Origin of the sequence: Halopseudomonas maritima, assembly GCF_021545785.1 — a bacterium.
GTDB lineage: Bacteria > Pseudomonadota > Gammaproteobacteria > Pseudomonadales > Pseudomonadaceae > Halopseudomonas > Halopseudomonas maritima.
Genome location: NZ_CP079801.1, coordinates 3,589,341 through 3,611,438 on the forward strand (window position 1 = coordinate 3,589,341; position 22,098 = coordinate 3,611,438).

Sequence of the window (22,098 nt, forward strand, 5' to 3'; positions counted from 1 at the left end):
CCCTGTAACAGTGGTTTGCGCATCTGCCTCAAAACGATAGTTCGGCACTCAGGTAGTACTGGCTCTGGCTGTCGTACAGGTTCTCATCCCAAGTCAGTGCCTCATCATCCAAACGTTCTTGCCAGGTCAGCGCCAGACTCAGGGCTGAACTGGCTGACAGTTCGAAGCGCTTTTCGAGCCGCAGATCGGCGCGCTCGAAACGGCGCTCGTTCAGCTCGTCTGCGCCATAGTAGAACAGGCTGCTGGTGAAGCCGGCGGGCCATTCGTGAATCCAGCCTGCGCTGCCAGAATGCCGTGGGGTAAGTCGTTCATCCAGCTTGCTACTTGCGTCATAAACAATATGAGCATAGGTCAGGCGAAGGCGATCCGCGTACCCCAGGCGCCAGTCGACCTCGGCCTCGCCACCCCGAAATTCCACGCGCGAGTTGTTGTTGGGGTAGAAGTCGGTGATTTTCAGCGGCTCGCTGTTCATGTTATCGATGCGTTCCTGGAAAAAACGTACATCCAGCGATACACCCTGACGGCTGAAGTTACCGTGGTACCCCAGCTCGACGGCGCGCATCCGTTCCTGCTCCAGGTCGCCAGGTCCGATGCCGGTTGCGTAGTACTCGGGGTTGGCTGGTACGGGGCCACTGGCGTTCTTGATCGGGTAACTCCAATAGGCGTTATTTTCATACATGTCGGGGGAGCGTACCGCCTCGGAGTAGACTGCACGCAGGCTGTGCAACGGGGCTATGAAAAAGTGCCCGGCAATACGTGGTGAGAACGAAGTGCCGATCAGACGGTCGTCTTCCAGCATGCCGCCCAATTGAAACAGCCAGCGGGCGTGCGGCCGGTACTCCAGGTTGCCGAAGCCTTGGACGATGTGGTTCTCCACGGTGCCACCAAAAAAAGTTTCCGAAGTGGCGCGGTCGTAGCGGTAGCTCAAACCACTCATCAAACGTAGCTGGTCATTAACCCGCAGAGTGTCCTGAACTTCGAGGTGTATGCGGTTTTCTTCCATGTTGTGGTCGATGTCCCAGCACACTGGCTCACTGTTTCGGTAACCGTTGCGCGCTTGCTTGATGGCTTCGCCCAGGGCTCCGAGTTGAGCGGTATATTCGCTACCGAGACTGATCTGCATGGCAGTGCGCATATCGTAGGCTGCGTCAGCGTATTCTAGGAACTTACTCACCCGGCGAGCTGCGGTGGGGTTCAGGTCGTACAACTGCTTGAGCTCATCAATGAACACAATGGGGCTGTCACAGGCACGCCAGGCCTGCTCGCGGTTCATCTGCTGGGCATAGGCGAGGATCTGCACACTATGGTCGGGATTAATGTCGTTTTTCCACAGTCCCTGCAGCGAGTAGTCGCTTATCTGGCTGTCCGAATCGGGGTTGTGTTCGGCGATGGCGTAATCGTAGGCGCCCAGCGTGTCGCGGCTCGGCCGTAGCGCCTTGAGGTAAGGCTCATAGTCGTAATAATACTGCTGCTTTGAGTGACTGGCAGCGAGTTGCAGCTCCAGGGTCTGCTGGTGCGTTATGTTGAAAGCGCCGCTTAGATTGAAGCGTTCCAATTGCCGACTATCGCGGTACTCGACACCAGGTTCCAGCAGGTCGAAGCCATCGTCGGCCACCCCGGAGAGGCTCAGACGCCAGTCGCTCTGTGCCAGCCGGAAATGCTGGTTGCCGTACCAGTCGCTGACGCCTCGGTCGCCCTGAGTGTACTTCAGCGTCGTGCCAGCGTAATCGCGAGGGTGGCGCGAGATGATATTGATCACGCCCATCAGAGCGTTGGCGCCGTAGGCCGCAGTGTTGGGGCCGCGAAACACCTCGATTCGTTCGATGTCTTCTATGGCCAGGGGGATGGCAGACCACTCGACCGTGGCAAAGCCAGGCCTGTAGACGGAGCGTCCGTCAACCAGTACCTGCATGCGCCGAGCTTCGCTGATATTGGTCCCGTGCAGGTTGACGTTCATCTGGTTGCCGGAGCGGTAGCCCACCATCATGCCAGGCACCAGGCGCATCAGCTCGGGTACGTCTCGCGCTCCGGAAGCTCGAATCAACTGACGGTCCAGTACCGTCATGCTGCCTGGCACTTCGGCCGGACTCTGTTTCAGGCGGGTTGCGCTCAGGACGGTGGGTAACTTCAGTTCGCCAAGTAGCGGGTCGTCGCCCAATGACTGAGCCTGCAACGGCAGGCTGGAGCCCAGCAGGGCGAAAGCGAGGATGTGGCGCGGCGCAGACATAGTGGTGGCACTTTGGTTCTTTATAGGAGTGCGCCCATCTTAACCAGTGCGACAGGTTTTTCCAGCGGCAAATTGCCGTGCATTTTTGCGCTCGGGTGCATCTAACTAGGGGGGTAGCATTGATCAGCGCCGCGCTGGGCTTATACTGGCGCCAGATTCATTGTCTAAGGATGTTGCATGACCGATCGCAAAGCGTCTGTCTGTGTGTTGGGTGGGGGGAGCTTTGGTACTACGCTGGCCAACCTTATGGCCCGCGAGGGCGTGCCGGTAACCCTGTGGCTGCGTGACCCCGATGTGGCTCGGCAGATCAGCGAACAGCACGAGAATCCGCGCTACCTGCCGGGGGTCGCGCTGGATGAGCGCCTCTCGGTCACGACCGACATCAATGCGGCCCTGGCGGCCGCCGAGCTGGTGTTTCTGGCCATCCCGTCCGGCGCTTTCCGTACGGTGTTGCAACAGATCGGATCCCAATTGGCCGGCAAGCAGGTTGTGAGTACCACCAAGGGGATCGAGCAGCCGGGCTTTTTGATGATGAGCCAGATAGTCGAGCAGGAGGCGCCTGCGGCCCATGTCGCGGTGCTGTCTGGCCCCAACCTGGCCAAGGAGATCGCAGCCGGCGAGCTAACCGCTACCGTGGTGGCCAGCGAGGACGAGCAGCTGTGTCGCGATGTGCAGGCGGTGCTCGGTTGCGCCAATCTGCGTGTTTACGCCAGCCAGGACCGCTATGGCGTGGAGCTGGGTGGTGCGCTGAAGAACGTCTACGCGATTATCTCCGGGATGGCGGCAGCGCTTGGTATGGGCGAAAACACCAAGGCGATGCTGATCACCCGCGCGCTCGCGGAGATGACCCGCTTTGCGGTGCATATGGGGGCCAATCCGTTGACCTTCCTGGGGCTGGCCGGCGTTGGTGACCTGATCGTCACCTGCGTGTCGCCGCAGTCGCGCAACTTTCAGGTGGGCCATGCGCTCGGCATGGGCGAGACGCTGGAGCAGAGCGTGGCGCGGCTCGGCCAGGTGGCCGAGGGCGTGAATACCCTCAAGGTGCTCAAGCAAAAGGCCGCTGAGGAAGGCGTGTACATGCCGCTGGTTGATGGCCTGTACGCCATTGTGTTTGAACAAAAGCCGCTACCGGCGGTGATTGCTCGGCTGATGTCGGCTGAGCAGAAAAACGATGTCGAGTTCGCTGCCTTCATGTCTGCAGCGCCGGCCAAGCTCTGAGGAGAGTCTGTGAATACGTTTTTGAACAATCTGTGCTCGGCTGATTTCTGGTTGCGTCTGGTGTACGTGGTGTTTTTTGCGCTGGCCTGGCAGGTAGCTGAGGTCGCTCTGGCGGTGCTGACACTGATCCAGATTGCCTACCGCCTGTTCAGCGGCGAGCCCGATGCTGACTGCGCGCGCTGGGGTAGTAGCTTGTCGCAGTTTGTCTGGCAGAGTGGTCGTTACTTGACTGGTGCGAGCGAGCAAAAGCCCTGGCCCTTCAGTGACTGGCCGGACGGTAACGCACAGTGGACCACGCAGCCGCAGGACCGGGGGCAGCCGTGAGAGTCTGGGTCTTGCGCCACGGTCAGGCAGCGGCGCAGGCGCCAACCGACCCTGAGCGCCCGCTGACAGCGGCGGGCGAGCAAGAGGTGCGCAGCATGTGTCGGCTGCTGGCAGGCCAACCCTTGGACACCATCCTGGCCAGCCCCTACCTCCGCGCTCAGCAGACAGCAGCTCTGGTGGCAGGTGAGCTTGGTTTTGTCCGCGGGGTGTCGATCGCCCCCTGGCTGACGCCGGACGATGACCCCGCTGAGGTGCTGGGTTACCTGGCCGAGCGAGGCGAGCAAAATGTGCTGCTGGTCAGCCATCAACCATTGGTTAGCCAAGTGCTGAGCCTGCTGTGCGAAGGGCATCGACGGGCGCACTTGCCTATGCCAACGGCGGGGCTGGCCTGCGTCGACACCGATTTTGTGGCAGCTGGCCTTGGCCAGCTTCAGCTTCTGCAAAGCCCGGCGCAGCTGGCTGACTGATCAGCAGCGCTTGCTTCGCTCTGCTACGGCCTTGTCGGCGTCTGTCTGCTGGGATAGTGTGAGCGCAGATTCCAGCGGTTGGTCGCGCTCCAAGTGGCCGCCGCCACAATAATAATGATTCGGCGGAGCAAAGCATGGGTGCATTGGCAAGGCAGCCTGCGACGGCGTTAGAGGCCTTTTTACGACAAGAGACCCTGCGCCCGAGCAGTACCTATCTTATTCAACCGCTGCCGGACGGCAGTGTACAGGCGTTCAGTTGGGCTGAGGTGGGCGATCAGGCGCGCCGAGCGGCGGCCTACCTTGTCGGCCTGCAGTTGCCGCCGGGTAGCTGCATTGGGCTGCTGGCACGTAACTGCGCGCATTGGATAATCGCTGATCTGGCAATCTGGATGGCCGGACACGTGTCGGCGCCGCTTCACCCCAATCTCCCGGCCGATGCCATTGCCCAGGTGGCGCGCCACGCCGAGTTGCAGGCTATCTTTATCGGACATTTGGAAGGCTGGTCCGCCCAGCGCCTGGGGCTGCCGGCCGAGGTCCATCGACTGGCACTGCCGCAAGGGCCGGAGGAGCCGGGCCTGGTGTCCTGGAGTCAGCTGCAGCAGCAGGCGCCCGCCGAGCCGATAATGCCAAGCGCCGACCAGCTGGCCACTATCATTTACACCTCTGGCACAACCGGCGTGCCCAAGGGTGTGATGTTGAGTTTCTCCAGCATGTTTCTGGCGGCCACCAACTTCCTTCGTCTGTTCACCATCTCGGTCGATGACCGCATGCTGTGTTACCAGTCTCTGAGCCACATTGGCGAACGACAGTTTGTTGAGATGACCTCCTTGCTGGGTGGGCAGCAGGTGCATTTCGTCGAGCGTGCCGCTACGTTCTTGCGCGACACACGCCGTGCCAGGCCAACGCTGTTCTTCGCTGCGCCACGTATCTGGCAAGACTGCATGGATGCCAGCCAGCAGCGCTGGTCGCCACGCTGGCTAGCGCTGCGTTTGCGTCTGCCTCTGCTTGGGCCGCATCAGGGACGCCGGGTGTTGGCGTATCTGGGGCTGGACCAGGTGCGTTATGCGGTCAGCGGCGCGGCGCGCCTCAAGCCAGCCTTGCAAGACTGGTTTGCCGGGCTGGGCCTGCAGGTGGTTGAGGCGTACGGCATGACCGAAAACTGCGGCTACTCGCACCTGGGGCGTCCCAGCCGTCCGCGACCGGGTTACATCGGTTTGCCGAATCCGGGCGTGGAGTGTCGGCTCGATGAGCAGGGTCAGATACTGGTGCGCAGCAAAGCGCTGATGATGGGCTATCACAAAGACCCGGCGCGCACGGCGGAAGTGCTGGATGAGGCTGGTTTTCTGCACACAGGCGATGTGGGCGAAATCGATCAGGAGGGCTTTTTACGGCTCACCGGTCGCGTCAAGGATATCTTCAAGACCTCGCGCGGGCGCTATGTTGTCCCGGCGCCGATTGAGCAGCAACTGATGGACGATGCCTTGATCGAGGAGGCCTGCGTGGTTGGCCAGGACCTGCCGCAGCCGCTGGCACTGGTTCGGCTGAGCTCGCAGGCGCTGGATAAACTGGCGGCGCAGCGGCAGCTACAGGCTGCGCTGGAGGCCGTCAATCTGGCGCTGCCCAGCACCGAGCGACTGGGTTGTCTGGTGGTGGTAGAGCAGGCTTGGGACATTGCCGGCGGTTTTCGCACGCCAACGCTCAAGCTGCGGCGCAATGTGGTGGAGGCGACCTATCACGATCGCTTTCATTACTGGCTGGTCAGCGGGCAGAGCGTGCTCTGGCACAGTGACAGCGAGGAGAGCAGTACATGAGTATCTGGCATCAACCCTTGGATATCGAGCGCCTGAATGCGCCTGGTCCGCATATCAACACGCTGCTCGATATTCGCATCGAGGAGGCCGGCGACGACTGGATGCGTGCCAGCATGCCGGTCGATCAGCGTACGCATCAACCCTACGGTATCCTGCACGGCGGCGCGTCGGTGGTGTTGGCCGAAACTGTCGGCAGCATGGCGTCCTATGCCTGTATCGATACCAGTGCGTATTACTGCGTAGGGCTGGATGTCAATGCCAACCACTTGCGTGCGGTGCGTTCTGGCCGTGTGAGCGCTCTGGCAACGGCGGTGCACGTGGGCCGCACGACGCATGTGTGGGACATCCGGCTGACGGACGAGCAGGGCAATATTACCTGCATCGCGCGTCTGACCATGGCCATAGTGCCGCTCAAAAACCCTTGATGCAGGCCGAATCAGCCATCTATGGGTCTGTATTCACAGCACCGCTCGCGCTTGCTAGCGTGCTGTGTGCCCAGTAGATTCCTGCAGCATTCCGTTATCTACCGTCTGTCGGAGGCTGCATGACCCTCTCAAGCCATGAAGTGCGTTTTACCCTGTCCGGGATCGAGGTTGCCGGCAAGGCCTGGGGTGAGCCGGGCGGGTTGCCGGTCATCGGCATGCATGGTTGGCTGGATAATGCTGCCACCTTCGATCTGATTGCCCCCGCGCTGGATGGGGTCTATCTGGTCGCCCTGGACCTGCCCGGCCACGGCCTGTCGGGGCATCTGCCGGCGGGTGGCTACAGCCTCTGGCAGCAAGCCGCTACCGTGTTGCAGGTAGCCGAAGACCTGGGGTGGAAGCGTTTTGCGTTGCTTGGGCACTCCATGGGCGCCATCATCAGTGGCATCCTGGCGGGCAGCCTGCCAGAGCGCATCATCGGTGCGGCCATGATCGATGGGCTGATGCCCTTTACCTCCGAAGCGGACGATGCGCCAAGACAGATGGCGCGGTTTTTCAACTCCAGCCTGCAGTTAGGCAATAAACGTAAACCGGTTTATGACAGTGCCGACAAGGCGATATCGGCGCGGGTGCTGGGCGGCACCACACCCATCAGTCGCGAGGCTGCCGGCCGCTTGGTCGAACGCGGGCTGATGCCGCATGACGGCGGCTGGACCTGGCGCACTGATCCCCAGTTGATGCTGCCTTCGCCGTTGCGCCTGACTCAGCGCCACGCCACGTCCTTTATCGAGAACATCAGCGCGCCGACCTGCCTGGTACTGGCCAACCAGGGTGTGATGCACAAGCACCCGGAGGTGCTGGCGCGTATCGATGCGTTCAGCCACCTGCAGATTCATCGCGTTGATGGCGGGCACCATTTGCATCTGGAGGAGCAGGCGGCCAGCGTTGCTGACATCCTGAAAGACTTCTACACAAGCCTGAGCTGACCCATCGGCCCAGTCGCGCTATCCTCGGGGTATAAGTGCGGCGCGCCAGCGCCCACACAACGATGCCCGCAGGCGGGCGCTGAGGAGATGCATGGGGTTAATAATACGAAGCGCGTCGCTGCTGCTCGCCGGGCTGCTGTCGTCCGGCCCGCTGTTGGCTGAAGACGCCGTGTCGACACTGGTTGTCGAACCTTTCACCCATTCACGTCTGGTTGACCAGCGTCTGCAGGCGCAGGCCGATCAACCCGTGGTTATCGGCAGTATTCGTCGCATCAACAATCAGCTGCGCGCCGAGCGAGAGGTGCGCGCCAGTGGCGAGTTGGCCTCGGTCAGCTGGGAGGTTACCGACGGCTACGCGCCCGAGGCAGCCTTCAGCCATGTGTTGGCTCAGTTGCTGGAACAGCCACATACCCTGTTGTACGCCTGTGACGGGCGTGAGTGTGGCAGCAGTAGCCTGTGGGCCAACCAGGTGCTGCATAACGCGCGACTCTATGGTCCGGACGATGACCAGCGCTATCTGGCGCTGCGCCTGGATGCTGAGCCGCAGCGCTTTGTGACGCTCTACAGCATTACCCGCGGCAACCGTCGCAGTTATCTCAACATGAGCCAGCTTACGCCCGATCAGCCGGTCGAGCAGACGTTGTACCCGACCCCCTCAACCTTGCTGAAGGTGTTGCGCAGTGAGGACAGTCTGGCCCTGCCAGCACTGGACGATGCGGTAGCGCGGGCCGATTGGACGCGCCTGCTGGTGCGCATGATGCGGCTGGATTCACTGTTGCGCGTGCGGCTTGACGGTGCTGCAGCTCCGCAGCTGGCCAGCGATATGAAGGCCGCAGGTGTGAATTCTTCAAGACTCCAGCTCGGTGAGCCAGAGCCCGCGCAGGGCGTGCTGCTGCAGCGTATCCGCTGAGCAAGGGAAGCAGATCAACTCCACGCGCCCTGCGGCCCAGCCTGAACGCCACAGGGCATGCGGAATTAATCAGTGCTTCCCAAGGGGTTCAGTCCGGTTGCAGTACCAGATGGTCGGGCAGGGCGCGGATCGACAACCAGTCAAATAGCTGCGCCCGGTAACGGCCTTCGTTGAACAGCTCGGCCTGATCTCGCGCATGGCTATCAAGGGGGTTGCCTGCTTGGCCGAGCGGGTTGATGCCCAGGCTGGAGTTCAGGTCGGACAGATCGATCAGACGGCGGGTGGATGGCCCTGCCTTGATCTGGTAGTAGCCGGTGCCCCGGTCAAAGGCCATGTTGTTCAGCGTCTCGTTCGCACCGTTCACGACCACCGGTTGGCTATTCAGATACCCGCCAAAGGGTAAGCGCTCGGCCAGCGCATGCTGGTGCTGCAGGGTTGCCAGACGTGACCACTGCCATTGCTGCGGGTCGCTACCCAAATCCGTAACCATGCCTTGCAGCGCGTTCTGCCAGGCATGGCTGATGGCAGCCTGGCGCCCGTCCAGACTGGGGTGCTCGCGGTTGTCCCACCAGGGGGACGTGGGCTTCCAGTAGAGGCTGGCCAAGGTCTTTTCAGCCATGAAGGTGTTACGGAAGTAGCTGTAGCGCGGCCCCAGCTCGTCGGCAAACAGCGCCTCGGACAAGGCATCTTGCCAGCGCTGGAAAATGCTCGCCGCCTGACTGTCACGGTGGTAGTGACCATCCCATGCCCCCAGCAGTGCCAACGCTTGGCTGCCGATAGTCTGCAACGGGTCAGGGAGTTGCTGTGGGTCCAGTAGCGGCATGGCGTCGGCGATCATGCTCAGGGCCAGCGGGCGCTGGTCATCGAGCTGGAAGGCCTTGAAGTCCGACAGATCGAAGGGTTCTTCGCGGTTCAGCAGCTCTTGCAGGCGCTGTGCTCGATCGGTAGGCGCATAGTAGCCGGGCAGCTTGCGACGCGGATTGTTTTCCGGGTAGGGGTTGTTGGTAGAAAAAATCACGCCGTCGCGCGGGTTGATAATGCGCGGGTTGGTATCAAAGGGTTGGTAGCCGAGAAAGTCATCACGGCCCGACCCGCCGTTCAGCAGAGAGAAGCCGTTGCTGCTTTGCGGCCAGCGCTTAAGCTTGCCGATGGCCCACATGGCAATGTTGTCGTCTACGTCGGCGTAAATCAGGTTCAGACCCGGTGCGCTGTGCAAGGCCGCCGCAGTCTGAAACTCCTCCAGACTGGTGGCGCGGGTAAAGCCGTAGAAGGCGCTGGCCGAGTCGTTTTCGGGGTCGAGAAAGCTCCAGAACAGGCTGACGGGCTCGCGCTCCAGGCTGCCTGGCAGGTCGTTGATGATCGGGCCGTGGCGGCTGCTGCGGGTGCGAATCAGGCGGTCTTCCTGGCCGCGAATCTTGATCACTTCTTCATGTATGCGCAGCTTTTGCCAGCGGTCCACCGCCCAGACCTGCTCTGGGTCGTCAGGGTTGACGCGCTCGCGGTAGAAGTCCACGTCATCGTTCATCAGCATGGTCAGGCCCCAGGCGTGATGGCGAGTCTGGCCCAGCAGCGGAAAGGGAATACCAGCGAGGAAATGGCCGTAGACCTCGTTGTCGGGCGTGCGGATATGCGCTTCGTACCAGACCGCCGGGGCGGCAAAGCCGATGTGCGGGTCGTTGGCGAGTAGCGGGGCGCCGCTGGCGCTGCGTTCGGCGTTGACCACCCAGGCGTTGGAGCCCAGGAACTGGCCGACCGGCAGGGTCTGTTCTACCTGACTGATTTGCTCCAGCATGGGGGTCAACAGCTCGATGTACGGTTGGCCCGAGGAGCGTACCGGCGGTAGTTGGTCGGGCCAGCTGGGTACCAGATCGCGGTAGTGGCGCTCGCTCAGGGTGCCGCGAATGGTATCCACCAGGGCATCTGTCTTGAAAGCCTCGGCAAAGGAGTAGGCCATGTAGCCCATGGTGTTGGCGATGTCTTCTGCGCTGAAGTAGTCGGGCTTGGTCATCAACAGGCGGTACTCCAGCGGCCGTCCGCCGTGATCGATGTACTGGTTGATGCCGTCCTGGTAGGCGTGAATCAACTGCGCGTGCGGGCTGTCGGCCTGCTGCTCCAGCCGTTCGGCGTATTGGCGTGCATAGCGGCTGATGCCCAGGGTGCGAAAGAAGCGGTCGGTGGCGAATGACTCGACGCCAAGCAGCTCCGACAGCCGTCCGCCGCCAATGCGTCGTAACAGGTCCATTTGAAATAAACGGTCCTGGGCGTGCACGTAGCCCAGCGCCAGGTAAGCATCGTGCTCGCTCTGGGCGTCGATGTGCGGCACGCCCCAGGCGTCGTAATAAACTGACACCGGGCCACTCAGGCCTTCAAGCTTTAACTCGCCGCTGCGTTGGCTCGTGGCCGTGTGCAGTATCCACACCAGCAACAGGCCAGCAAGGGCGAGCAGTAGGGCAGCGCAAAAGAAGACTTTCAGCGGGCGATTCAGACGTGCGTTCACGATGGGCCTTGTGCAGCGGAAAAACGTCCGGGCATCATGCGCAGCGCGGTGGTATACGTCAATCGGGACACGCGAGTTTGTGAAGGAGCAACAGCACGATGGCACGAAGAGTCGCATTGGTATTGGGTAGCGGTGGCGCGCGGGGCTATGCGCACATCGGCGTGATCGAGGAAATTGAGCGGCGCGGCTATGAAATTGCCTGCATCGCTGGCTGTTCGATGGGGGCGGTCGTGGGGGGTATCCACGCTGCTGGTCGCCTGGCCGATTACCGTGACTGGGTGTCCGGACTTGATTACCTGGATGTGATTCGCCTGCTCGATATCGGCTTTGGCACGCTGGGGGCGATCCGCGGCGAGCGGGTGTTTGGCCGCATCCGCGAGATGCTTGGCGAGACAGATATCGATGACCTTGCCATTCCCTTTACGGCGGTGGCTACCGACCTGACCAACCAGCAGGAGGTGTGGTTTCAATCGGGTTGCCTGCACCAGGCCATGCGCGCGTCGGCTGCGATCCCCAGCTTGTTCTCTCCGGTACGTCAGGGTAATCGGGTGCTGGTCGACGGCGGTTTGCTCAATCCGCTGCCCATTGTGCCGGTGGTATCGGCCCACTGCGATCTGATCATGGCGGTGAACCTCAATTCGATTGAAAGCAACCACTACCAGATGCCGGTCATCGAGCGGCCTGCGCCGATCCGTCAGCAGTGGGAACAGTGGATGGCGGCGCTCAAGCCCTCCTGGCTGGGCCGTCGAGCGGAAGAAGAGGAAGAGCACGCCGGTCAGCAAACGCTGCCATTTACCCCGGAGGAGGGCGATGAGCCGCACTCACGGGAGGAGGACCAGAACGCGCCGGTGGAAGTGGAGCCGCCGGTAGGCCCGGCCAGCATGTTGGAGCTGGTCAACTTGTCCTTCGAGACCATGCAGGCTTCGTTGACCCAATACAAGATTGCCGGTTACCCGCCGGACGTGATCTTCAATGTGCCCAAGCGGTTGTGTCGCTTTTTCGAGTTTTATCGCGCGCCTGAGCTGATCGAACTCGGCCGTATGGTTGCCAGCGATACCCTGGATCAGTTCGAGCGGCGCCAGCACTAGCCAAGCACTGGTCAATTCCCTGCGCCGGGCGGCGTGCGGAATTGATCCGCGCTCTTAAAGCCTGTGGCCTGAGCAGTCTGCTAGAATCCGCCCTTCGATGTGACAGCGGCGGAGCCTAGCATGACCCAGACCATACGTTTGACCGAATACAGCCACGGCGCCGGGTGCGGCTGCAAGATCGCTCCGCGGGTGCTGGACGAGATGCTCTCGGTCGGCCAGCCGGGCCCGGAGTTCGAGCGGCTCTGGGTAGGCAATGCCAGCCGCGATGACGCCGCTGTGTTCGGGCTGGACGCCGAGCAGGGCATTGTCAGTACCACCGACTTCTTTATGCCGATTGTCGATGACCCTTTCGACTTTGGCCGTATCGCCGCCACCAACGCCATCAGTGATATCTACGCCATGGGCGGTACGCCGCTGATGGCCATTGCCATTTTGGGTTGGCCGGTCAACCTGCTACCCGCTGCCGTGGCCGGCGAGGTGCTGGCCGGTGCTCGTCAGGTCTGCACCGAAGCCGGCATGCCTCTGGCTGGTGGTCACTCCATTGATGCCCCTGAGCCGATCTTTGGCCTGGCGGTAACCGGTCATGTGCTCAAGCGCCAGCTCAAACGCAACGACCACGCCCGCGTCGGCGCGCAGCTGTTTCTGACCAAGCCGCTGGGTATCGGTATTCTCACCACCGCCGAGAAGCAGAAAAAACTGCGGGCCGAGGACGCGGGTGTGGCGCGCGATCTGATGTGCCAGCTGAATCGACCGGGTCAGCGTTTTGCCACCTTGGATGGTGTGCAGGCGATGACCGATGTAACCGGCTTTGGCCTGCTTGGCCATCTGACTGAAATGGCTGAAGGGGCCGGCCTGCAGGCCCGTCTGAACAGCGCTGAGGTGCCGCGCCTGCCAGCGGTCGATTATTACCTTGAACAGGGCTGCGTACCGGGCGGCACGCTGCGCAACTTTGACAGCTACGGTCACAAGATCGGGGCGCTGACCGAGGCGCAGAAACAACTGTTGTGCGATCCGCAAACCAGTGGCGGCCTGCTGGTGGCAGTCGAGCCATCGGCGGTAGATGATTTTCTGCTGGTGGCGCGCGAGCTGGGGCTGGCGTTGGCCAGCATCGGCGAGCTGGTCGAGCACCAGGGCGGGCCTTGGGTCGAGGTGCTCTGATGCGTGACAACACAGAGGATTTTCGTCAGCTGTTTTTGCAGAACGTGCCGCTGATGGATGTGCGCGCGCCAATTGAGTTTGGCAAGGGTGCCTTTCCCGAGGCGGTCAATTTGCCATTGATGAACGACAGCGAGCGCCAGAAGGTCGGCACCCAGTACAAGCAGCAGGGACAGGCTGCCGCTATAGAGTTGGGACATCAGTTGGTACGCGGCAAGGTCAAGGCTGCTCGCATCGACGCCTGGCTGGCCCGCGTGCAGGCCGCCCCCGAGGGCTACCTTTACTGTTTCCGTGGCGGGCTGCGCTCGCAATTAGTGCAGCAGTGGCTGAGCGAGGCGGGCGTGCAGTACCCGCGGGTAATCGGTGGTTACAAGGCCATGCGGCGCTTTCTGATCGACACCCTGGACGCCGCTGCGCTTGAGTGCAGCCCCATGCTGGTTGCGGGCATGACCGGCACCGGCAAGACCGAGGTGATCAGCGCGCTGGATAACAGCCTGGATCTTGAAGGGCACGCTCATCATCGTGGTTCCAGCTTCGGCCGCCATGCCACCCCGCAGCCGGGGCAGATTGACTTTGAGAACCGGCTTGCCATTGCCGCGCTGAAGGTCCGCGCCACCGGCGCCAGGCGCTTGGTGCTGGAGGACGAAGGCCGTATTGTCGGCAGCTGCTCTGTGCCCCTGACCCTGTATCAGGTCATGCAGGAGGCGCCGCTGGTCTGGCTGGAAGACAGCTTTGAAAACCGCGTTACACGGATTCTTGGCGATTACGTCATCAACATGCAGGCCGAGTACGCAGCGTTGCATCCGAGTGATGCCGACGCCGGCTTCAACGCCTTTGCCGACTATCTTTTGGGCAGTTTGCAGCGTATCTACAAGCGTCTGGGCGGGGAGCGCCATCAGCAGCTTGATGCTCTGATGCGCGAGGCCCTGGATATTCAGCAGCGCACGGGTGATGTGCAGGCGCACCGGCGCTGGATTGAAGGTTTGCTGACGCATTATTACGACCCCATGTATGTCTATCAGCGTGAAAACAAGAACGCGCGGGTAGTATTTCGAGGGGAGCAGCAGGCGGTCATCGACTGGCTGCGCGAGCACAGCATCAGCGAATAACATGATGCGTGAACAACAAGCCTGAACTTGGTCGAGTTGTGACTTCTCTGGCGCTACTATCCTGAAAAAACGCCGCGCGAGCGCGGCCCTGAAGGAGCGTAGACGCATGAGCAACGAGTTTTCCGGCAAGGTAGCACTGGTGACAGGCGCGGCGGCAGGTATCGGCAAGGCAACAGCCGAGGCCTTTGCGGCAGCCGGTGCGCAGGTGGTTCTCTCTGATATCGATGTTGACGCCGGTGAAGCGGTTGCCGAAGGTATCCGCGCGGCTGGCGGGGATGCGGTGTTTATTCCCTGCAACGTGGCCGAAGGTGGCGAAGTCAGAACGCTGATTGAGCGTATTGATGCCGAGTTTGGCCGCCTGGATTGCGCCTTCAACAACGCGGGCATCGAGATCGAACTGGGCAAACTTGCTGACGGCGACGAAGCTGTATTCGACCGCATCATGGACGTCAACGTGAAGGGTGTGTGGCAGTGCATGCGCTATGAGTTGCCGCTGATGCTAAAGAACGGCGGCGGCTCCATTGTCAACACTGCTTCCATTGCGGCGCTGGGCGCGGCGCCGAAGATGAGTATCTACGCTGCCAGCAAGCACGCAGTGCTCGGCCTGACACGTTCTGCTGCGGTGGAATACGCCAAGCAGGGTATCCGCGTTAATGCGGTGTGCCCGGCGGTAATCGATACCGAGATGTTCCGCCGCGCTGTGGCCATTGAGCCGCGCAAGGCCGAGTTCGCTGCTGCCCTGCATCCGGTTGGCCGCGTTGGCCGCGCCGAAGAAATTGCCGCCGCCGTGCTGTACCTGTGCTCCGACGGCGCCGCCTTTACCACCGGCATCGCTCTGCCGGTCGACGGCGGTAGCACCTGCATCTGATCTGATATTAGGCACAAGGGCGTCGCACCGCTGCGACGCCTGTCTAATCTGTGCCTTGCGGCTTGTGCCCAGGCCGCTAGAACCGCTGCCCGTTCCGGGCTTTGCTATGCTGCTGCAGGTAAGCAAGCTCGGATACGCCTTATGCTGTCGATGCCAATACGGATGTTGCCTTGAGCAAGGCTATAGCCTGCACGCTGCTGCTGGGCTGCCTGGTGATGCAATGGTGGCCGGCCTGGGGGCAGGAGGTGTTGGGCGATCAGAACAGCGAAACCGCTGATGCGGCGGCGGCTGATAATGCCCAGCTGCAAGCCCCGAATATTCCTCAGCTAACGACCCGGCTGAACACGGGCGCGCCGCTGATCGACGGCGATCTTTCTGAGCCGTTCTGGCAACCGCTGGACAACATCGCCATTGAATACGAGTTGTTCCCCGTGCGCCTGCGTGCTGCCGGGGTAACCACTCGGGTGCGCATCGCACTGACCGATACCCATTTTTACGCCGCTTTTGATGCTCACGATCCGGACATCAGCGCGCTACGTTCGGCGTTGCGTGAGCGCGACGGCCTCAAAAGTGACGACTACGTATCACTGGTGCTGGATCCGGCCGGGCAAGGGCTGCGCAAGTACGAGTTTCGGGTCAATCCACATGGTAGTCAGTCTGATGTGCTGCAGGACACGGTGGGGGACCGCTACCTCTACGACTGGGACACCGACTGGCAAGCTGCCGCACAGATCACTGACCAGGGATACCGTGTTGAACTGGCGATCCCCAGGCAGGGCGCGCACCTGAACCCGAAAGACCCGCATGCACCCGCGCGGCTGCTGGTTATGCTCAAGCGGCACTATCCCCGTCAGATCTAGCGCACCTTGGGCACTGCTGTCGAGCTGTTGCTGCCCGACGGTGCGCCGTTGGCCGAATTGCCGGCAGGTAGCGCGCGGCGCCTTAGCCTGACGCCGCATTACGTCTACGACCTTGATGAAGATCGCGACATCGGCGGCCGCTTTGCGCAGGTGGACGAGCAGCAGCGGCACGCCGCCGGGGTGTACCTGGACTATCAGATATCGGCTGAGCGGCGCTTGCTGATGACGGTCAACCCCAACTATGCGGAAGTCGAGTCCGACATTGCCCGCGACAGCATCAATAACCCCTTTGACCCTTACGAACCCGAGAAGCGAGAGTTGTTTGTCGACGCTAGGGAGTATTTCCGCACGCTCAACGAAGTGGTTTACACCCGCACTATCGTGGAGCCGGATGTCGGCGCGGCGCATGTCTGGAGCACGCCAACGACAACCAGCGGCCTGCTGGGCGCGGTGGACTCACAAACCCGGGTTTACATGCCGGACAACCTCGGCTCGGACGTGGTTACCCTGGTCGATAACAGCCTGTCTTTCGCCTTCAATTACGAGCGCCAATCAGATAAGCGCAGTCTCGGCATGTTGGGCACCCTGCGCACGGCAGAGGATTATCACAACGCGGTGCTCAGCCTTAACGGCACGGGCAATCTCGGCGTGGATGACAAGGTGCGCGGCCAACTCCTGGTGTCAGACACGCGCTATCCGCAGCGCTTTGCCGAGGACCTCTGTGACAGCGCCGGCTGTACCGAGCTGCCGCCTGCGCACGATTGCGAGCTGGGCGACTGCGCCACTACGCCTTATGTACAGCGGGCCGACTTTGACGACACCCTGCGTGGTTATAACCTGCAGCTGCGGTATAACCACGATGGGCCGGACTCGCTGTACTGGGCGCGTTTTTACGACGTATCGCCGGATTTTCGCGCTGATTTGGGGTTTATTCGCCGGGTCGACTATCGTGCCCTGAACTTGGCTTATGGCCGCAAATGGTACTTTCAGGCCAACAAGGAGGACGAGAGTCAGTCGCGTATACGTGCCTACCTAATCGGCGGCCATATGCGTTCTCACTCCGACAACCAGCCGCTGGAGACCACGTTCGGCATCTGGGGCGAGTTTCGCGGCAGCTACCAGACTATCGCCAGGGTTGGTTGGCAGCACCGCAAGCGCGCAGTCAACCGTATCGACCAGAGCGATCTCTCAGCGGGGGATAACGCGCCGCGCTTTGATGAGCACTACTGGCAGTGGTTTTTTCAGACCTCGCCTTTTCCTGCCTGGACGCTGCACCTTGATGGCCGTTGGGGCAGTGTGGCCGACCCTGACAACCTGGTGCTGGGCAACATGCGTGAACTCAAGCCCAGACTGCAGTACAGCAGCGACCGGCTAGATCTCATGGCAGAGCTGACCCAGCGGCATTTTGAAACCGATGGGGAGCAGTTGTATAAGGAAAGCTTTGCCTCGTTGACCGCGCTATACCACGCAGACAATGGCATCACCCACCGTTTGCTTTGGCTACGCGACTTGACCAAGCGCGATACGGACCGCTGGCGCGGCGACGAGCTGGGCCGCGAGACCAGTCAGACGCTGGAATACACACAGATCTTTTCGCCGCACCGGCATTGGCAGTTGATGTGGGGTGTGCGGCTGGTGAGCGACTACGAGTCCGATATCGATGAGCGGGGGCTGACCGAACGCGAGCTGTATTTCAAGGTGCAGCGGGAGATCACCTTCTTTGACTAGTGGCCGCGGGGTTGCGGGTGCTGGGAAGTCGCCCCTGGGAGACTAATCAGCGCTTCCCAGCGTCTTGCAGATGGCTGATTATGGATAGCCCTGAGCATAAGAGGACAGCAGTGTGAGAAAAGAACCCCATGACGAGTTACCGCTGGATGATCCGGATCCGATTATTCGGGCCAGTCACCTCGCCATCCGTTTCGCGGTCAAACTGTTGGCCATTCTTATGGTCCTGGTGATCTTTTTTGGCATCGCTGACGTGGTCTATGTGCTGTATCAGCGGCTGACCTCCGAGCCGCTGTATCTGCTGAATATCAGCGACATCTTTGAAACCTTTGCGGCCTTTCTGGCTGTGCTCGTGGCGATCGAGATTTTCGTCAACATCCGTATCTACCTGAGCAGCTATGAACTGCCGGTCAAGCTGGTGGTCGCGACCGCGTTGATGGCGGTAGCGCGCAAGATCATCGTGCTGGACTTTGAAAAAATCGAAGCCCTGGAAGTGTTTTCCCTGGGCGCTGTGGTACTGGCATTGGGGGTAACCTATTGCTACATGCTGCATGTGCAGCACCGAGCAGGCTACAAGTAGCAGCATGCTGGGTTTCTTTCAACGCAGGCGTCTGCGCAGAGCCTTTCGCCGCTACCTCGGCGAGCTGGGGCCGGCGTTACTCAAGCGCTATGGCCCGCAGGACCAGTTCACCGTCAGGCAAGTGCTGGCGACTATTCATGATCTGCGTTTGGATACCCGCTTTGCTGCTTACGCCGTTGCGCTGTACCGACACGAGGCCTCGTCCAACTGCGTTGCGCTATTGGGGGTTGATCAACCGTTGCTGAACAGTCTGCGTCGGGAGATTGCGCTGGCGTTATTCTCTGGTAACAGTGGCTATACGGTGAACGACGTTCTTAGCCTGACCTGCAGACCTGGCTGGCAGGGCGGCCCAGCGCCAGACTGGATGGCCAGCAAGCACGGCCGCACAAGCCTCTAGCTCTCGCCGCTGTCATCGTATTAGCGGGGCACCTGGCCGCGCGATCATTGTTCTTGGTCACAAACAAAACGGGATCAGATTGTCACCTGATCCCGTTTTGTTTTTACGCTTGGCTTTCAGCCGCTTAACGATAGTTGCCAGCGCGCAGGGCGGCGATGCGCTCATCCAGCGGCGGGTGGCTCATCAGCAGGCCAGCCAGACCATTTTTCAGGCCGCCGTTGATGCCGAACGCGGTCATCTCACCGGGCATCTCGACCGGGATGCCTTGCTCGGCCTTCAAGTGTTCCAGTGCGGCAATCATGGCGCCTGCACCGGCCAATTGTGCACCGGCGGCGTCGGCGCGGAACTCACGCTGGCGCGAGAACCACATGACGATGATGCTCGCCAGAATACCCAGCACCAGCTCGGCAAAGATGGTCGCGATGAAGTAACCGATGCCAGGGCCTTCGCCCTCGTTCTTGAACACCGCACGGTCGACAAAGTTACCGATAATGCGGGCAAAGAACATCACAAAGGTGTTTACCACCCCCTGGATCAGCGACAGGGTAACCATGTCGCCGTTGGCAACGTGACCAATCTCGTGGGCCATCACGGCCTTGACCTCGGCCGGGCTGAAGCGCTGTAGCATGCCTTCGGACACGGCAACCAGCGAGGCGTTCTTGTTCCAGCCGGTAGCAAAGGCGTTGGGCGCGCGCGAAGGGAAGATAGCCACCTCCGGCATGCCGATGCCGGCGGTGCGGGCCAGTTCTTCAACGGTGCTGACCAGCCAGCGCTCCTGCTGAGTTTGGGGTTGTTCGATCACGCGGGCGCCGGTGCTGCGTTTGGCCATCCATTTGGACAGAAACAGCGACACAAAGGAGCCGGCAAAACCGAACACCGCACAGAAAATCAGCAGCGATTGCAGGTTCATGCCGCCCTGGCCGTCATGGACACTGCCCACGCCCAGCAGACTAAGGGTGACGCTGGCAACCAGAATGACCGCTATGTTGGTGGCCAGAAACAACAGAATTCGCATCATTTTCAGGGTATTCCTATCGAGGTAATCAGGCGTTTGAGCGGCTCTGGCCTGCAGGTGGGCGGCCGCCTCTTGAGGCCTATATTGGGCGAAAGCCGGCGTCTTTCAACGGCGACTCTATGACAAAACGTGTCCTGTGGCCGTTCCGCGCTTCAGCGATGAAAGCACTGCTGTACGGCGTCAAATATCTCGCTGCTGGCGCCGCTGCGCAGCGCATCGCGCAAACGCTGGGCAAGGCTGGCCTGCTGGCGGGCGACACTGGCTGGCAGATGGGGTTGCAGGCGTTCGGCATCGGGTGCCGAGAGCAGGGTGAAGGCGCGCTCGGTCAGGCAGGCCTGATCGATGGCGTCTTGTCTGATGGTGTCGGTGTAGCGCAGAAAGCCTTCGTCTGCTAGCCACAGCATGGCGCTGAAACAGGCGCTATGGCGCGGCGCTGGTACGCCGAACGGGTCAGGTTCGTGCTCGCCAATCAGGTCGGTCACGAACAGGCTGGCCGGCTGCGGGAAGCGGTTGTACAGCGCCACCAGGATGCGGGCAACATCCTGGTGAAAGTCTTCAATATGCAGGTCAGCCACGGCCGTCTATCACTACTGACGGTAAGTCTTGAGGAAGTTGGCGATACGCCCGATGGCCATTTCCAGATCATCCTTGCGCGGCAGCGAGACGATACGGAAGTGGTCCGGCCACGGCCAGTTGAAGGCGGTGCCCTGGACGATCAGGATCTTCTCCTGCAGCAGCAGGTCGAGGACCATCTTCTCATCGTTGTGGATCGGGTAAACCTTGGGGTCCAGTCGCGGGAACAGGTACAGCGCGCCCTTGGGCTTGGTGCAGCTGACGCCGGGGATATCGTTGAGCATTTCCCAGGCGGTATCGCGCTGCTCCAGCAGACGGCCGCCTGGCAGGATCAGGTCATTGATGCTCTGGTAGCCGCCCAGCGCGGTCTGGATCGCGTGCTGCGAGGGCACGTTGGCACACAGGCGCATGGAGGCGAGGATTTCCAAGCCTTCAAGGTAACTGGTGGCATGGTGCTTTGGCCCGCTGATGACCATCCAACCGGAACGGAAGCCAGCCACACGGTAGGACTTGGACAGGCCGTTGAAGGTCAGGCAGAGCACGTCAGGCGCAACCGCCGCAAGGGATTCGTGCACAGCACCGTCGTACAGAATCTTGTCGTAGATTTCGTCGGCAAACAGGATCAGGTTGTGCTCACGGGCTACCTGGGCCAGTTGTTCCAGTACTGCGCGCGGGTAAACGGCGCCGGTCGGGTTGTTCGGGTTGATGACCACCATGGCCCGGGTATTGGGGGTGATCTTGCTGCGGATGTCTTCGATATCCGGGTACCAGTCCGACTGCTCATCGCACAGGTAATGCACGGGCTTGCCGCCAGACAGGCTGACCGAGGCAGTCCACAGCGGGTAGTCGGGTGCCGGAATCAGCACCTCGTCACCGTTGTTGAGCAGGCCCTGCATGGACATGACAATCAGCTCGGAGACACCATTGCCCAAGTAGATGTCGTCAATGCCGACACCGGCGATGTTCTTGGTCTGGGTGTAGTGCATGACTGCCTTACGTGCAGAGAACAGACCGCGCGAATCGCTGTAGCCCTGGGCCGTTGGCAGGTTGAGAATGACATCTTGCAGAATTTCTTCCGGCGCCTCGAATCCAAAGGGTGCAGGGTTGCCGATGTTCAACTTGAGAATGCGGTGGCCTTCTTCCTCTAGGCGCTTGGCGTGCCGCAGAACCGGTCCGCGGATGTCGTAACAGACATTGGCCAATTTGTTGGACTTGCTAACCTGCATGGTACTTACCTTGTCGATCCGAGCTGAGTAGGGTGTCGGGAAGCAGGCGAAGGCTTCCCAGAGCGGGTATTAAACGCCCATCATACGTTGAGCGCGGGCGACTGTGAACGTCCTAATGGGCTTATCCGGAGTTAAATCATGAACAAGATCAACAAGAGCGAAGCCGAGTGGCGGGAGCAACTCGACGACACCCAGTTTCAGGTATGCCGCATGAAGGGGACCGAGCGCCCCTTTACCGGCGCCTACTACCGCAACACTGTGCCGGGGGTGTACCACTGCATCTGTTGCGATGCGCCGCTGTTTGATACCGCTACCCAGTTTGACGCCGGCTGCGGCTGGCCCAGCTACTACCAGCCGATCAGCGCCGATGTGCTAGAGGAGCACGAGGATTTCAGTCATGGCATGCATCGCATTGAGGTCACCTGTGCCAGCTGTGATGCGCACCTGGGGCACGTTTTCCCGGATGGCCCGCCGCCTACGGGGCTGCGTTATTGCATCAATTCGGTGTGCCTGCGTCTGGAAGCGCGGGAAGCTGAGGGAGGGGCTGGTTAATTCCATATGCCCTGAGGGCGTGTGAAAGTGATTGGCACTTTCTTAGGTTGTGCGCAATTTGGTTGACATAAATACCGCTGCTGTTAGC

At 61.0% G+C, this 22,098-nt stretch carries 21 protein-coding genes; 16 read left to right on the forward strand and 5 right to left on the reverse strand.

Annotated features, from left to right (window positions below):
• Positions 1–28 precede the first annotated feature (28 nt).
• Positions 29–2,227 carry a TonB-dependent receptor plug domain-containing protein gene (locus HV822_RS16605; RefSeq protein WP_238871379.1) on the reverse strand — a complete coding sequence of 733 codons (2,199 nt, stop codon included), beginning with the start codon at positions 2,225–2,227 and terminating at the stop codon, positions 29–31.
• A gap of 177 nt (positions 2,228–2,404) precedes the next feature.
• On the opposite strand from HV822_RS16605, the gene HV822_RS16610 reads away from it, so the two are divergent.
• From HV822_RS16610 to HV822_RS16640, 7 genes are all read left to right on the forward strand, one after another.
• Positions 2,405–3,445: an NAD(P)H-dependent glycerol-3-phosphate dehydrogenase gene (locus HV822_RS16610; protein WP_238871380.1), complete on the forward strand. Its 1,041-nt coding sequence runs from the start codon at positions 2,405–2,407 to the stop codon at positions 3,443–3,445.
• A gap of 9 nt (positions 3,446–3,454) precedes the next feature.
• Positions 3,455–3,769 carry a DUF4389 domain-containing protein gene (locus HV822_RS16615; protein ID WP_238871381.1) on the forward strand — a complete coding sequence of 105 codons (315 nt, stop codon included), beginning with the start codon at positions 3,455–3,457 and terminating at the stop codon, positions 3,767–3,769.
• Positions 3,766–4,236: a phosphohistidine phosphatase SixA gene (sixA, locus tag HV822_RS16620; RefSeq protein WP_238871382.1), complete on the forward strand. Its 471-nt coding sequence runs from the start codon at positions 3,766–3,768 to the stop codon at positions 4,234–4,236. The genes HV822_RS16615 and sixA overlap by 4 nt, the downstream gene beginning before the upstream one ends.
• 134 nt (positions 4,237–4,370) lie before the next feature.
• On the forward strand, positions 4,371–6,047 hold the full coding sequence (locus HV822_RS16625) for an AMP-binding protein (protein ID WP_238871383.1): 1,677 nt from the start codon (positions 4,371–4,373) through the stop codon (positions 6,045–6,047).
• Positions 6,044–6,472, forward strand: a complete 429-nt coding sequence (locus tag HV822_RS16630) for a hotdog fold thioesterase (RefSeq protein WP_238871384.1) — start codon at positions 6,044–6,046, stop codon at positions 6,470–6,472. The genes HV822_RS16625 and HV822_RS16630 overlap by 4 nt, the downstream gene beginning before the upstream one ends.
• A gap of 119 nt (positions 6,473–6,591) precedes the next feature.
• Entirely contained in the window at positions 6,592–7,455 is an 864-nt protein-coding gene (locus HV822_RS16635) for an alpha/beta hydrolase (protein WP_238871385.1), read from the forward strand.
• A 91-nt stretch (positions 7,456–7,546) separates the two neighbouring features.
• Positions 7,547–8,365: a DUF4892 domain-containing protein gene (locus tag HV822_RS16640; RefSeq protein ID WP_238871386.1), complete on the forward strand. Its 819-nt coding sequence runs from the start codon at positions 7,547–7,549 to the stop codon at positions 8,363–8,365.
• A gap of 88 nt (positions 8,366–8,453) precedes the next feature.
• Here the strand turns inward: HV822_RS16640 and HV822_RS16645 are convergent, their stop codons facing one another.
• The gene (locus HV822_RS16645; RefSeq protein ID WP_238871387.1) at positions 8,454–10,862 is read right to left on the reverse strand and encodes a penicillin acylase family protein; all 2,409 of its coding nucleotides are present in this window, start codon (positions 10,860–10,862) and stop codon (positions 8,454–8,456) included.
• A gap of 98 nt (positions 10,863–10,960) precedes the next feature.
• Between HV822_RS16645 and HV822_RS16650 the strand changes: the two genes are divergently transcribed.
• The 8 genes from HV822_RS16650 to HV822_RS16685 all read left to right on the forward strand — a co-directional run bounded on the left by HV822_RS16650 (position 10,961) and on the right by HV822_RS16685 (position 18,644).
• Positions 10,961–11,950 (forward strand): patatin-like phospholipase family protein, encoded by a 990-nt coding sequence (locus HV822_RS16650; protein ID WP_238871388.1) that lies wholly within the window; start codon positions 10,961–10,963, stop codon positions 11,948–11,950.
• 120 nt (positions 11,951–12,070) lie between these two features.
• The gene (selD, locus tag HV822_RS16655) at positions 12,071–13,108 is read left to right on the forward strand and encodes a selenide, water dikinase SelD (RefSeq protein ID WP_238871389.1); all 1,038 of its coding nucleotides are present in this window, start codon (positions 12,071–12,073) and stop codon (positions 13,106–13,108) included.
• A complete protein-coding gene (gene mnmH / locus HV822_RS16660) occupies positions 13,108–14,214 on the forward strand; it encodes a tRNA 2-selenouridine(34) synthase MnmH (protein WP_238871390.1) in 1,107 nt (368 codons plus the stop codon). Before selD ends, mnmH begins: the two co-directional genes overlap by 1 nt.
• A 106-nt stretch (positions 14,215–14,320) precedes the next feature.
• On the forward strand, positions 14,321–15,082 hold the full coding sequence (locus HV822_RS16665; protein WP_238871391.1) for an SDR family oxidoreductase: 762 nt from the start codon (positions 14,321–14,323) through the stop codon (positions 15,080–15,082).
• A gap of 170 nt (positions 15,083–15,252) precedes the next feature.
• Positions 15,253–15,942: a DOMON domain-containing protein gene (locus HV822_RS16670; RefSeq protein ID WP_238871392.1), complete on the forward strand. Its 690-nt coding sequence runs from the start codon at positions 15,253–15,255 to the stop codon at positions 15,940–15,942.
• Between the two features lie 6 nt (positions 15,943–15,948).
• Positions 15,949–17,670: a hypothetical protein gene (locus HV822_RS16675; RefSeq protein ID WP_238871393.1), complete on the forward strand. Its 1,722-nt coding sequence runs from the start codon at positions 15,949–15,951 to the stop codon at positions 17,668–17,670.
• Between the two features lie 112 nt (positions 17,671–17,782).
• Complete coding sequence (locus HV822_RS16680) at positions 17,783–18,247, forward strand: phosphate-starvation-inducible PsiE family protein (protein ID WP_238871394.1); 465 nt, start codon at positions 17,783–17,785, stop codon at positions 18,245–18,247.
• 4 nt (positions 18,248–18,251) lie between these two features.
• Complete coding sequence (locus tag HV822_RS16685; RefSeq protein WP_238871395.1) at positions 18,252–18,644, forward strand: DUF6559 family protein; 393 nt, start codon at positions 18,252–18,254, stop codon at positions 18,642–18,644.
• A gap of 124 nt (positions 18,645–18,768) precedes the next feature.
• Here the strand turns inward: HV822_RS16685 and htpX are convergent, their stop codons facing one another.
• From htpX to HV822_RS16700, 3 genes are all read right to left on the reverse strand, one after another.
• Positions 18,769–19,662 (reverse strand): protease HtpX, encoded by an 894-nt coding sequence (htpX, locus tag HV822_RS16690; protein WP_083727383.1) that lies wholly within the window; start codon positions 19,660–19,662, stop codon positions 18,769–18,771.
• Positions 19,663–19,811: 149 nt separating this feature from the next.
• The gene (locus tag HV822_RS16695) at positions 19,812–20,234 is read right to left on the reverse strand and encodes a hypothetical protein (protein ID WP_238871396.1); all 423 of its coding nucleotides are present in this window, start codon (positions 20,232–20,234) and stop codon (positions 19,812–19,814) included.
• Between the two features lie 12 nt (positions 20,235–20,246).
• A complete protein-coding gene (locus tag HV822_RS16700; protein WP_238871397.1) occupies positions 20,247–21,458 on the reverse strand; it encodes a pyridoxal phosphate-dependent aminotransferase in 1,212 nt (403 codons plus the stop codon).
• A 138-nt stretch (positions 21,459–21,596) separates the two neighbouring features.
• On the opposite strand from HV822_RS16700, the gene msrB reads away from it, so the two are divergent.
• Positions 21,597–22,010 (forward strand): peptide-methionine (R)-S-oxide reductase MsrB, encoded by a 414-nt coding sequence (gene msrB, locus HV822_RS16705; protein ID WP_238871398.1) that lies wholly within the window; start codon positions 21,597–21,599, stop codon positions 22,008–22,010.
• The last annotated feature ends 88 nt before the right edge of the window (positions 22,011–22,098 follow it).